Here is a 12,548-nt window from a genome sequence, read left to right as displayed (position 1 = left end):
CCACGATGACCCAGATCCCAATCTCCAGCACCTCCGCCGAACACGGCACCACTCTGTATACGCTACGCAATTCACATGACATGCGCGTGCTGATCAGCGACCGCGGCGCTACCTTGATCTCATGGTGGTCCGCTGACCGCTATGGCCGGGTGGCGGATATCCTGCTCGGTTATCCGGACAGCGACGGCTATCAGAAAAACGCGCCATACTTTGGCGGCCTGGTAGGACGTTGGGGTAACCGCATCGCAAAAGGCCGCTTTGCCGTGGATGGTGCCGAGTTTCTGGTCGACCGCAACGATGGCGACAATCACCTGCATGGCGGTGACGCCGGATTTCATCTGGCGCAATGGCGGGCCGAACCGGGCCCCGACGGATTACGGCTGACACTGGAATCACCGGACGGCGACGGAGGTTTTCCCGGTAACGTGCAAGTCTCGGTCTTGTATAACCTGGACGATGACGGCCGCCTGAGCATAGACTACACCGCCGCCAGCGATGCCCCGACCCCGATCAACCTGACCTCGCACGGGTATTTCAACCTGAACGGCGGCAGCAGCGACATTTACGATCACATCCTTTCGATCGCCGCCGACCAGTATTTGCAAATCGACAGCCAGTTGATCCCGACAGGCGTCGCCAACGTCGCCGGCAGCGCTTTCGATTTCCGCCAGCCCGCCCCCATCGGACCGCGCCTGGCATGGCCCGATACCCAGCTCAAACTGGCAGGCGGTTTCGATCACTGCTACTGCCTGCAGCCGCAAAGCCAGGAGATCAATGCCCCAGGCCAAGGCCGCAAAGCGCAAGCATTGAGAGAAGTAGCGACAGTCTACGATCCCGGCTCAGGTCGCCAGCTATCAGTCTCCACCACCGAGAACGGCCTGCAGTTCTACAGCGGGAATTTCCTGGCCGGCATTCACGGCCGCGCCACCAGACCCTACGAGATACACGACGGCTTTTGCCTGGAAGCCCAAGCCTATCCGAACCAGGTCAACGGCTCCGACGCCGAAGCCGTAATCCTGCGCCCCGGCCAGGTCTACCGTCAAACCACAACCTACGAACTATCAGTACGCTAAAAACCAAGACAGCCGCAAACTATCCGGACCAGAGCTAACCGGGGTCAGAGTGAACTTTCGGCAAGCCTCACCGCCGAAACTTCACTCTGACCCCGCTTAGCGGCCCACGGAGTAAATGCGTTTGCGTCCGGCGCGTCAGGTAGCAGCCATAGCCGGATCACTAACCCCATGCGCCCCCGTCTCCATGCGCCCGGCAAACCGCCGGCTAAATCCACCCACCGCCACCGTAGCGGTAAAGTCATACCAGTTACCCTGCGCCCCGACCGGCCAATGCTGGTCAAGCTGCATCCCGGCCGGCACATGGAAAGTCCAAGGCCCCGCCTTGCGGTAAGCATTAGCCGAGACAACAACATTGCAAGATTTTTCCCCGCGATTAGCCATCGTCAAGCGAATCTGCCTGCTGAAAATATCGTAGCTGATCCGCACTTCGGGCTCAGCAGCATCCACAGCAGACAGCACCGCCAAATTGCCCTGGAAAGCACGATGAAAACCATTCGGCCCCAACACCCACAAATCGTAAGCGCCCCGATCCGCATTCAAGTCCCAGCTGTCTTGCCATTCCTTGCCGGCTTCCAGCGCATAACGACGTGGCACGCGATCCAGGTGCAAGCGGTCATAAACATGAAATACCGCTGCAGCGCGGCCGGTATTCCGGAAGCTCAGCTTGATCTGGAAATTCCTGACATCGACACGGGCGCTGGCATGCAGCTCGTACGGCAAAGCGCGCGAAGGCCGGATCCCCGCAGCCTGCATTGGAAACACCTGCGTGCCCTCAGCCGGTAAAGCAACCTGCTGCAATTTCTCTTGCTGCGCGCGTACCGCATCGGCTTCTGCACGTGTGCGTTTCGGTAGCGTAGGCAAGACTTCGTGATTCGGATTGACGAAGTTGAAGGCTGACATCAAGTCGCCACAGACAGCGCGGCGATATGGCGTGATGTTCTCTTCCCTGACGTGGAAACGGGCTTCAAGAAAACGCAGTACCGAGGTGTGATCGAATACTTGCGAATTGACCCAGCCGCCGCGGCTCCAAGGCGACACCACATACATCGGCACGCGCGGGCCCGGACCGTAGGGATGTTTTTCATAAGTCGCGGAGGCGGCTTTTGAAAAATACTCACCGTCGGTAGGGATGCTGGAATGCCCCGCCAGCTGGCCACCGTCAAAAGCCGGGGCGCAAGGCGGCGGCACGTGATCGAAGAAGCCGTCGTTCTCATCGAAATTAATCAACAACACCGTCTTGCTCCACACTTCAGGGTTGGCAGTCAAGGCATTCAACACTTCCTGGATATACCAGGCGCCCTGCACCGGACTGGATGGCCCGGGATGCTCGCTGTAGTTTGCGGGCGCCACGATCCACGACACCTGCGGCAACGTGCCGGCGCCGATATCTTCACGCAGGGCTGTCAGGAAACCGCCATCCGGCATGGTGTTTCCGACGCCTTTGAAGAGTGGATTGACGGCGTCGTCGCCAGGCTGATAAGGCGGAAACGGAGAGCCGTCAACAGCATTGCCGCGCTTTTCATTAGCCTGGCGATACGCCACGAAACCTGCTAGCGGATTATCGGTGAAGTTGTCGGGCATGTTCTGGTACACCTTCCACGACACGCCTTCTTTTTGCAAACGTTCCGGATAGGTTTTCCAGCTGTAGCTGGTGGCGCTGGCTGATGGCTCCAGGTGGTCCTGGCTGTTATCGAGAACCGGACCGCCGCGCTTGCCGTCAGGATCATTGCTTCCAGTCCAGTGGAATACCCGGTTAGGGTTGGTACCGCCATGGAACGAGCAATGATAGGCGTCGCACACCGTGAAGGCATTCGCCAGCGCGAACTGGAAATCCAGCTCAGCGGAGGTGTAATACCCCATGGATTGCGTCTGCTTGTAGGTCGGCCAGTTGCTCATCCGCCCCAGGTCCCAGGCGTCCTGCGCATTGTCGTAAAAATGGCTGGTGCCGTTGACGCGCTGGGCGTTGCCGATCTTGCTGTCGAGATGGTAAGGCAGGATGACGCGCGACTGCTTGGTATTCTTGTCGGTGTAAGTCTGCTGCATCACATTGCGCTTGCCTGCCAGCGGAATCGGGAAACGATCGCCGAAGCCGCGCACGCCGTTCAGCGTACCGAAATAATGATCGAAGGAACGGTTTTCCTGCATCAGGATCACCACGTGCTCGACGTCGCGGATGGTACCCGTCTTGTTATTGGCGGGAATCGCCAGCGCCCTGCGGATTGCCTCCGGCAAAGCGGCATTTGCGGTGGCTGAATAAGCTGTAGCCGCGAGCGCGGTGCCGGCAGTGCGCAAGAAATGGCGTCGGTTTTTCTTGGTCATGATGATCCTGTTTTCCTTGTGAGAGTAGGAGTGATTCCGGGAGGGGATTTATTTCAGAGAGCGGGACCAGATTGAATGGCTGAAAACGACACTGCCGGTGCCTGGATTTCGTTTGATTTCAGCCACGGGATTGCCACCGCGCATCTTTTTAATGTAACGAAGTATTGCGGTGAAATATTTCAGGGGTATGAAGATTCCGTGACCGTTTTGTCACGATGAAGACGGCTGGAACCTATGGGATTTGGCTGAGCGGTGCGTCGACCTGGGCCGGGGATGGTTCTGAATCCCGTGACAAAATTTCAAACTTCTCGGGATTCAATACTTCGGATACCGAATAAAAGGATTTTTTGTCGTCTTATGCAAGGACCTCCTTATCTATAGCATGCATACCTCCCGGATCGGCTATGACGCGCCGATGCCGGAATCCCCCAAGCAGGTTCCTTATTTTCATTAAAACAATTAAAAGAAGCTATCCATGACACCTCCAATCATGCCGATCAATATCGGCAATACCGCATTCATGCTGCTGTGCTCCAGCCTGGTGATGCTGATGACCCCCGGACTCGCATTCTTCTATGGCGGCCTGGTCGGACGCAAGAATGTGCTGGCCATCATGATGCAGAGTTTCATTTCTTTGGGATGGACCACCGTGCTGTGGTTCGCCTTCGGTTACTCGATGTGTTTCGGCCCCTCCTGGCACGGTATCGTCGGCGATCCGACCTACTATGCTTTCCTGCATGGCATCACGCTGGAGAGCATGTACACCGGCAACGATGCCGGCATTCCACTGATCGTGCACGTGGCGTATCAGATGATGTTCGCCATCATCACGCCGGCGCTGATTACCGGCGCTTTTGCCAACCGGGTCACCTTCAAGGCGTATTTCCTGTTTTTGACCGGCTGGCTGGTCTTTGTTTATTTCCCGTTTGTGCACATGGTGTGGAGTCCCGACGGCCTGTTTGCCAAATGGGGCGTGCTCGACTATGCCGGCGGGATTGTGGTGCATAACACTGCCGGCTTTGCCGCGCTGGCGTCGGTGTTATACGTTGGCCGTCGCCAGAAGGTAGAACTCAAGCCGCATAACGTGCCATTGATAGCGCTGGGCTCCGGCTTGCTGTGGTTCGGCTGGTATGGCTTTAATGCCGGCTCTGAATTCCGCGTCGATGCGGTCACCGCGTCTGCATTCCTGAATACCGACGTCGCCGCATCGTTCGGCGCCATCACCTGGCTGTTCATCGAGTGGTTCTATCACAAGAAACCGAAATTCATCGGCTTGTTGACAGGCGGTGTGGCTGGCCTGGCGACTATCACGCCGGCGGCCGGCTATGTCTCCCTCGGCACAGCGGCGATCATCGGCATTTGTGCCGGCTTGATTTGCTTCTACGCCGTTGCGCTTAAAAACCGGCTGGGCTGGGACGATGCGCTTGATGTCTGGGGCGTCCACGGCGTCGGCGGCATGGCCGGCACCATCTTGCTCGGTGTATTTGCCTCGAAAGCATGGAATGCCAATGGCGCTGACGGCCTGTTGCTGGGGAATACCTCTTTCTTTTTCGCCCAATGCGGCGCGGTAATCTTGTCCGGCATCTGGGCGTTCGCCTTTACCTACGGCATGCTGTGGCTGATCAATCTGTTCACTCCGGTCAAGGTCGGTGCGGAGACACAAGATCGCATGGACGAAGATTTGCATGGTGAGGACGCTTACCTGCACGCGTAACATGCACTCCCGCTAACGTCAATACGGCATCCGGAATTCTCTGGATGCCGGTAGCGCTTAAGGGGGAAACGCCCCCTGCCATCGTCTCTTTTCCCAAACTTCACACGGCATAATGTCAAGCGGCTGAAACTCTACTGCCGTCTGGTTTAGAATGTTTATCGCATACAGACGCATCGTCATCAAGAATGCGTTCTTGATTTTCGTCTTCACTCCACCATCGATCGTCGACTACCACACCGTGAAAATTTCTTTACTCTCAGATTTGCATTTATCAGTGCACCCGATGGCGCCACCTCAAACCGATGCAGATGTAGTGGTGCTGGCCGGCGATATCTGGCGGCCGACGGAAGCCATGCAGTGGGCGCGGCAATTCGACGTGCCGACGATTTTTGTTCCGGGCAATCATGAGTTTTACGGGAACGATCTGGTCAGCACCATGCGAGAACTCAGAAGCGCAGCGCAGCACAGCCAAGTGCATATCCTGCAGAAACAAGTGTTGCTGCTCAATGGCGTGCGCTTTATCGGCTGTACGTTGTGGACCGATTTCCGCTTTTTTGAAAATACCGGACAACGCGACCAGGGCTTGAAGCAGGCAACCGAACTGGTCAGGGATTTTTCACGGATACGGGTGTCGCCGGATTTTCCCGAGACGTTTACGCCAGCCCTGTCGCAAATGCTGTTCGACGATACGGTGGCGTGGCTGGAGCAGCAATTCGCACAGCACCATGATGGCCCCACTGTGGTGATCAGCCATCACGCCCCCAACTATCGCAGCGTGCATGAACGCTTTGCCGGATCGGCGCTGAATGCGTGTTTCGTGTCCGAGCTGGAACAACGCATCCTGGCATGGCAGCCCGCATTCTGGCTGCATGGCCATATGCATGACAGCTCCGATTACCTGATCGGCGCAACCCGGGTGTTGTGCAACCCCCGTGGTTATGCGCGCGGCGGCAATGCGGAGAATGCCAGCTTCGACCCGCAGCTGACATTCACTGTTTGAGCCACGCTCTTGAGCAAACACCCTACTGCCCCAGCACTCCGAACTGCCAGGCAAAAAACACCGCCAGCCCGACCATAATGGTCAGCAATTGCTTGCGCGTTCCGGCGCACACCAGGACTGCCGCCGTGGCGGCAATCAATTGCGGATTGCGCCAGCTGAATTCCATGCCTTGACCATGTGGCGCCAGTATCATCGGCACGATAATCGCCGTCAACACGGTGACAGGAACAAAGGCCAGCGCTTCTTTCAACCAGATGGGAAAAGTTGCGCGCTCGCCGAGCATGAAAATCGCCGCCTTGATAAATACAGTGATCAGCGCCATGCCGGCAATCATCAGGGTGTACATCATGATTTTTTCCTTGTAGAGCGATGCAGCGCCTGCCAGTGCGACAGCGCCAGGCCGACGCCTACACCAGCCATGATCGCTGCCAGCAGTCCCAGCTTGTAGGGCAGGTCCCGCAAGAACCACGCAAACAATCCGGCGGCTATCGCGGCAGCCAGTTGCGGCAAGCGAAACAACTGTGGCACTACAATCGCGATGAAGGTCGCCACCATCGCAAAATCCAGTCCCAGCGTTTGCAATTGCGGAAATACCGTACCAAACAGCAAACCGACCAGCGTCCAGAATTGCCAGTTGCCGTACATGGATAAACCCGACCCCAGAAAATACCAGTGTCCGCGCGGTTCATGGGCATGCTTCAGGTAATAGGCGTTCATCACGGCGAAGGTTTCATCTGTCAACAGAAAGCCGAGCAGGAAACGCCAGCGTGCCGGCAAATGGCTGATATGCGGCAGCAAAGTCGCCGCGTACAACATGTGGCGCAGGTTAACAATGAAGGTGGCCATCCAGATCACCAGCAGGCCCACCTGCCCCGCCGCCAGGCCGACGGCGATGAATTGACTGGAGCCGGCAAACACACCCAGCGACATCAGTTGCCCTTGCCACGGCGCCAACGGACCGGCCGCAGCCAGGGCGCCGAAAATCACGCCGAAAGGTGCGGCGCCTATCAACATCGGCAGGGTATCTCGGGTGCCAGCGGCAAAACTGGACAGGGAGGTGGGATGCGGCATAAGCTATTCCTTTGTGATGCCGGAATAGTAATGTCAAGTATGGCTTTGCGCTAGTATGTTCTTGCTCTGTGCATAATGGATATATTAGAACCCTCACCATCAGGGAGTCTGTTTGAAGATCATCGGCCTTATCGGCGGCATGAGCTGGGAGTCGACCGTTCCCTACTACCGCCAAATCAACGAAACGGTCAAGCAACGGTTAGGCGGATTGCATTCTGCCAAAATCATCCTCTATAGCGTCGACTTCCACGAAATTGAACGCCTGCAGCACGCCGGCGACTGGGATGCCGCTGGCGCAGAAATGGCCGAAGCGGCACAGGCACTGGAACGCGCCGGCGCGGATTTCCTGGTCTTGTGCACCAACACCATGCACAAGGTTGCTGCTGCGATCGAAGGCGCGGTTGGCATACCTCTGCTCCATATTGCCGACCCTACCGCTGACGAAATCAAGAAGGCCGGCTTGTCGGCCATAGGGTTGCTGGGAACTCGTTTCACCATGGAACAGACATTCTACAAAGATCGCTTGCGTGACCAACATGGCCTGCAGATATTGACGCCAAAACAGGAGGATCGCGAACTGGTTCATCGCATCATCTATGAAGAACTTTGCCTGGGAAAAGTGAACGAAACATCGCGCGCCGATTACCGCCGGGTGATAGCTGGTCTGATCGCACAAGGTGCACAAGCGATCATTCTCGGCTGCACCGAAATTTCACTATTGATCGGCGCCGAAGATTCCCCGGTACCGTTGTTCGACACCACCGCCATCCATGCGCGCAGCGCCGCCGAGCTGGCACTGATAACGACATGATGTCTGCGGCTTGACCTGCTGCCGCCAACGTACGGCCGTGCGGCCGACGCTGAGGACATACGCAGGTTGAATTTTATTTATTTCATTTAGGTATCGGATCGGTTGCCATCGCCTTGTTGCGGACCTCGGTCGATTCCTGTTTCTCTTCTTTCAAGTCGGATTTCGCCTCCGCTTTCTCTACCTTCATATTTGCTTTTGCAGTTTTCTTTTTAGCCCTGTAATCCGCCTTGGCATCGCTGTCGGATTGCCGTTTTTGCACCAGCGGATCGGTAGAGACAGTCGCTTTGGCGCCAACGCTGACGCCCGCTGCACCGGCAGCACCAACGGCATCATCGGTAGAAACGGTGGTTTGTGCCTGGGCCAGATTCAAGCATAGCAGTGCCGAGACAGCCAGCATAAGAGTTCGAATATTTTTCATGATAGATCCTCGGTAAAAGAAATTGAAGTCATCGCGGACAGCCCCGAAATCAATGCAACCGTAGGTCGATTACATGTCGGTCCAGGCGCCACAAGTAACTTTCGTAGCATTACGTGATTAAGGTTAAATGCAATTACGGATCGGGTTTGTGCGCTAACCAACTTAGCATGTCCCCCTGAAAAATTTCCGCCATTGCTTGCTGCATGCGGCTTTGCGGCCGATAACAAGTTGCCATACAGGATTTTTTCCAAGCAAAAATACAGATTGAAACTTTACATTCTCGTTTTTTTGCACAAAGATATAAACGTCAGCAACGCTTTTTCAATTTCTTTGATGGTGGCGGTTTGACATGCTGCTGCCGTCTCAATGGAGAGAATATGTTAATTAAACAAACATTTATCGTTGCAGCAATTGCCATGATCGCGCTCAGCGGATGTAAAAAAGCGGATGACCAGAGTTCCTCTCCGATGGCAACTCCTCCCGCAAAACAAGAAGCTGCGCCACCGGCTACTCCTCCAGCTGCTCCTGCATCGTCGGCCCCTGACGCCGCACCGGCTGCGGCATCTCCCAGCGCCTCTACCGGAAGCTAAGATATGAGACGCGGTTGGCGCCTGAGCAGCCACCGCGTTATTTTTCAGTGCCGCGCAGTTGCCGGCGCCAGCGATGAAACTCTTGCAAAATTAGCCAGCTAGTCAATATTTCGACTAGCCAGTCCCCCATGCGTGTCAGTGCATTCCTACAGAAGAAGAGGACATGCGCTGATGTCGAAAACCTTGTACCGATGCAATGATCAATACATGGAAGTACAACCACATCCTCAAAGGAGATGGCGATGACTCAGGTATTGAACAATTGCAGCAGCTTGAAAAAGAGCCCGAAAAATAATGCAGCGATGCTGTCCATCCGGCGCGGGGCAAATGCTGGCAATTTAATTCGGCCGGGAACACAGAACCTCACCTCGCTTCGCATTGCCGGTCTGTATGGCCACAATCCCCTGCAAAATCAGCTGCTGGCTGCGTTGCCGGCAGAAGATTTCAGGCGCCTGCAGCCACATCTGGAATTTGTCGCGATGCCGTTCGACATGACGGTATGCGAGGCAGATGGCGAGATGCGCCATATCTATTTTCTGACCAGTAGCATCGTCTCCTTGCTGCACGACATGAAGGATGGCGGCTCGGTCGAAACAGCAGTTATCGGCAATGAAGGCGTGCTGGGCATCAACCTGTTCATGGGCGGTGGCAAGTGCCTGAACCGGGCCACAGTGAAAAGCGCAGGTTACGGCTTTCGGCTGAAAGCTGGCATTCTGGCTGAAGAATTTGCCCGTGGCGGCGCCTTACAGAGATTGTTGCTGCGCTATACACAGACACTGCTTGCGCAAATGTCCCAGACCGCCGTGTGCAACCGGCACCATAGCGTTCCGCAACAATTATGCCGCTCGCTGCTGCTGACACTGGATCGCTTGCCGGGCAATGAAATCAGCGTCACACAAAGCTCAATGGCCGCGATGCTGGGCGTGCGGCGGGAATCGATTGCCGAAGCTGCAGGGAAACTGCAGGACGAAGGCTTGATCCAATACACGCGTGGACATATGACGGTGCTGAATCGGGCCGGTCTGGAAGCAAGGTCTTGCGAATGCTATCAGGATTTGAAGCACGAAGATCACGTCATGTTCTGTGAGGAAAAAGCATCGTGAAAGTGGCGCGAAGGTATTGTGATACCCGCTCTGTCTTCAGTCGTCGACATACCTGCATTTTTTTCAAACACCGCGGCGCCGCGGCGATGATTTTTTTTTGTTACTCTAACGTTTTTTAAAAGCAACTATGCTATCTTGTACTTCTAGCATGTAACTTACTGTATCACATGTCTGCATACCTGTATTCCCGGTTGTAACAACAGACTGTCGTACTCCAACTTTAGAGACAAAGAAAATACGCCATGAAAACATTCTTCATCTGTGCCCTGATTCTGCCGTTTCTGTCCGCTTGCGCAACAGCTGACCAGAGCAGCGCGTCCGACGCACCACAACAGGAAGCCGTCTATACCACGGGCAGTAACATGCCATCCAAGAAGGCCTCATCTCGTGTCGACACTCTCTCGGGTGAGCAAGCCCAAGGATTGTTTGGTAAAGGCGCGACACAGGGAAAAAACAACTAAGTACGTGACTTTTACGGCATAGCCGGCGGCGGTAAACGGCAAACGTCTCATCGAAAGATGAGACGTTTGCTATTCAATTCCCCGTTATGCACACGTAATTACTTGCGATTAATTACGTCCGACTAGTTGACCGGATGGTTTACCTGCATCACCCACAGTTGCGCCAGATCGGCGACGCCATCGGTGCCCTGGACCGATTTGAAGGCTTGGATCGCCTTGTCTTTCTGCCCCGCCAACTGATATGCAATGCCCAGATGCAGTTTGGCATCTTCGCTGCGTTTGACACTCTTCTTCAAGCCCTCTTCCATCAATCCCAGGCCTTTGTCAAACTGCCCTGCGGTAACCAATGCATAACCAAGATTGATCTGGCCCGTGCCCTCTTTCGCGCTCGATACCGACGCTTCGCTTTGCGCCATGGTTTTCAGGTCGTCGGTTGCGGCCTTGTTGGCCTGGTCCCGCAAACGCTTTTGCTTGGCCGCGTCCGCACCGCTTCCCAGCAATCCCGCCTGGTAGCCCTGATCCAGGACTTGCTTGGCTTCCGCCGGAAATCCCGCCAACAACGCCAGCTGCGCCATGTCTGTATATTCGACGCTGGTTTGCAGCTTGATAGTGGCCGCTTTCAAGCGGTAGACATCCAGTATCAGGCGGTCGGAAAATCCTGGCTTGCCCTGGACGCGGTTGATTAAATCAGCCCAGTATTCCTTCTTCGGATAGTAGGTCGTGAGTTTTTCCAGTGCAGTCAGGTACGCTGCTTTGTCATTGGTCTTGAGCGCGCAGCTGATCAGCAACTTCAGGTTAATCTCGCTCGGCGCCCGACCGGCGCTTTCATCTGCGGCGATGTCTTTCTGCAGCTCGCTGGTGGTGCGTGGAATGTCGTTACTCAGATAGTAAGACTGAATCAGCAAAGTCCGTGTTTGCGGATCGTTGCCGTTTTCTTTCAACGAACGCGATAACCATTCGATGGCCTTTGGATAGTTTTGAGCCTCGTAATACAGGCTGCCCAAAGCCTTGACAATCTTGGCCTGCTCAGCTGGCTCCAAACGCCCGGAAGCAACCACGGCTTCAAACGAAGTTCCCGCCAGCTTGGTATCGCCAGCGCGCGCTGCGGTAGCGCCACGCAGACGATCGATGGAATAAATTTCGTAAGCTGTCTTGTTTGCGACAGCGTCTGTTTCTGCGATCTTGGCCAGCGCCTCTTTATATTTTTCTTCTTTGATGAGCGCCTGCGCTGCTTGCAACGGTATGCCTATTTCCGGACGCACTGTCTCGGCTTTAGCGCTGTCATCCGCGGCGTGTGCCAGCGGAGCAATACCAGCCATAGGAAGTGCAGTGGTCAGGCCCACGGCGGCCAGCAACATGAAAATTGGTGCGAATCGTAATTTGGACATAACTATTCTTTCAATCGAAAACGAAAATAGGCAGGTGTGACCTGCCTATTTTCTGACGCGGAAAACAGATGCTAATACTAATACTATTTACTATCCATGAACTGCTCGTTACCGACGATACCGATCTTGGTGACGCCCAGCCGTTGCGCCGATGCCATCACGGCAGCGACCGACTTGTACTCCACCAGCTTGTTCGGACGCAGATGCACCTCATCGATATTGCCGCCCGCAACCACCGTCTTCAACCGATCCTCCAGTTCAGCACGGCTGGCCATCGGCGTGCCGTTCCACATCACTGTGCCAGTCGGATCGATATCTACCGTGTCCACCACCGGCAAGGCCAGTGGCGGAGGTGGATTACCGGTTGGCATGTTCAGCTTGATGGCGTGATTCTGGATCGGAATCGTGATGATCAGCATGATGATCAACACCAGCATGACGTCGATCAACGGCGTCATGTTCATTTCCATCATCGGTTCCGGATCATTGGCGCTGCCGCCGGAAGAACCTACATTCATACCCATTGCAATACTCCTATCAGTTGCGCGCAGGCGGTTCAGTAATGAACCCGATCTTGGCGATTCCTGCCCGCTGTGCAGT

The 12,548-nt window shown here is 55.4% G+C and carries 14 protein-coding genes; 8 read left to right on the top strand and 6 right to left on the bottom strand.

What is annotated here, in order from left to right; all coding sequences use genetic code 11:
- Nucleotides 1-5: 5 nt before the first annotated feature.
- Entirely contained in the window at nt 6-1,073 is a 1,068-nt protein-coding gene (locus BM205_RS14950; protein ID WP_092415676.1) for an aldose epimerase family protein, read from the top strand.
- Between the two features lie 135 nt (nt 1,074-1,208).
- Here the strand turns inward: BM205_RS14950 and BM205_RS14945 are convergent, their stop codons facing one another.
- Nucleotides 1,209-3,392 (bottom strand): phosphocholine-specific phospholipase C, encoded by a 2,184-nt coding sequence (locus BM205_RS14945; RefSeq protein WP_092415675.1) that lies wholly within the window; start codon nt 3,390-3,392, stop codon nt 1,209-1,211.
- A gap of 75 nt (nt 3,393-3,467) precedes the next feature.
- Between BM205_RS14945 and BM205_RS24330 the strand changes: the two genes are divergently transcribed.
- The 3 genes from BM205_RS24330 (at nt 3,468) to BM205_RS14935 (ending at nt 6,106) form a co-directional block, all read left to right on the top strand.
- Nucleotides 3,468-3,611, top strand: coding sequence for a hypothetical protein (locus tag BM205_RS24330; protein ID WP_175511277.1), 144 nt, complete (start codon nt 3,468-3,470; stop codon nt 3,609-3,611).
- Nucleotides 3,612-3,867: 256 nt separating this feature from the next.
- Complete coding sequence (locus tag BM205_RS14940) at nt 3,868-5,106, top strand: ammonium transporter (RefSeq protein WP_217646052.1); 1,239 nt, start codon at nt 3,868-3,870, stop codon at nt 5,104-5,106.
- Between the two features lie 238 nt (nt 5,107-5,344).
- Nucleotides 5,345-6,106: a metallophosphoesterase gene (locus BM205_RS14935; RefSeq protein ID WP_092415821.1), complete on the top strand. Its 762-nt coding sequence runs from the start codon at nt 5,345-5,347 to the stop codon at nt 6,104-6,106.
- Between the two features lie 22 nt (nt 6,107-6,128).
- Here BM205_RS14935 and BM205_RS14930 read toward each other — a convergent pair whose 3' ends face one another.
- Both BM205_RS14930 and BM205_RS14925 read right to left on the bottom strand, forming a co-directional pair.
- On the bottom strand, nt 6,129-6,455 hold the full coding sequence (locus tag BM205_RS14930; RefSeq protein WP_092415674.1) for an AzlD domain-containing protein: 327 nt from the start codon (nt 6,453-6,455) through the stop codon (nt 6,129-6,131).
- A complete protein-coding gene (locus BM205_RS14925) occupies nt 6,452-7,177 on the bottom strand; it encodes an AzlC family ABC transporter permease (RefSeq protein ID WP_092415673.1) in 726 nt (241 codons plus the stop codon). Before BM205_RS14925 ends, BM205_RS14930 begins: the two co-directional genes overlap by 4 nt.
- 112 nt (nt 7,178-7,289) lie before the next feature.
- Here BM205_RS14925 and BM205_RS14920 point away from each other — a divergent pair, with 112 nt between their 5' ends.
- Complete coding sequence (locus BM205_RS14920; protein WP_092415672.1) at nt 7,290-7,988, top strand: aspartate/glutamate racemase family protein; 699 nt, start codon at nt 7,290-7,292, stop codon at nt 7,986-7,988.
- 82 nt (nt 7,989-8,070) lie between these two features.
- On the opposite strand, the gene BM205_RS14915 is transcribed toward BM205_RS14920, so the two are convergent.
- Complete coding sequence (locus BM205_RS14915; protein ID WP_139227284.1) at nt 8,071-8,406, bottom strand: hypothetical protein; 336 nt, start codon at nt 8,404-8,406, stop codon at nt 8,071-8,073.
- Between the two features lie 377 nt (nt 8,407-8,783).
- Here BM205_RS14915 and BM205_RS14910 point away from each other — a divergent pair, with 377 nt between their 5' ends.
- From BM205_RS14910 to BM205_RS14900, 3 genes are all read left to right on the top strand, one after another.
- Nucleotides 8,784-8,996: a hypothetical protein gene (locus BM205_RS14910; RefSeq protein ID WP_175511276.1), complete on the top strand. Its 213-nt coding sequence runs from the start codon at nt 8,784-8,786 to the stop codon at nt 8,994-8,996.
- Nucleotides 8,997-9,232: 236 nt separating this feature from the next.
- Nucleotides 9,233-10,099, top strand: a complete 867-nt coding sequence (locus BM205_RS14905) for a Crp/Fnr family transcriptional regulator (RefSeq protein WP_092415670.1) — start codon at nt 9,233-9,235, stop codon at nt 10,097-10,099.
- A gap of 242 nt (nt 10,100-10,341) precedes the next feature.
- On the top strand, nt 10,342-10,560 hold the full coding sequence (locus BM205_RS14900; protein WP_092415669.1) for a hypothetical protein: 219 nt from the start codon (nt 10,342-10,344) through the stop codon (nt 10,558-10,560).
- Between the two features lie 122 nt (nt 10,561-10,682).
- On the opposite strand, the gene BM205_RS14895 is transcribed toward BM205_RS14900, so the two are convergent.
- Together BM205_RS14895 and BM205_RS14890 are read right to left on the bottom strand one after the other, a co-directional pair.
- Nucleotides 10,683-11,948, bottom strand: a complete 1,266-nt coding sequence (locus tag BM205_RS14895) for a tetratricopeptide repeat protein (RefSeq protein ID WP_092415668.1) — start codon at nt 11,946-11,948, stop codon at nt 10,683-10,685.
- Nucleotides 11,949-12,031: 83 nt separating this feature from the next.
- Nucleotides 12,032-12,472 (bottom strand): ExbD/TolR family protein, encoded by a 441-nt coding sequence (locus BM205_RS14890; protein WP_175511275.1) that lies wholly within the window; start codon nt 12,470-12,472, stop codon nt 12,032-12,034.
- Nucleotides 12,473-12,548 lie beyond the last annotated feature (76 nt).

This window comes from Collimonas sp. OK307, assembly GCF_900113705.1.
Taxonomy (GTDB): Bacteria; Pseudomonadota; Gammaproteobacteria; order Burkholderiales; family Burkholderiaceae_D; genus Collimonas.
The sequence above is the reverse complement of the archived record's forward strand: the minus strand, read 5'-3'. Positions and strand labels throughout refer to the sequence as shown.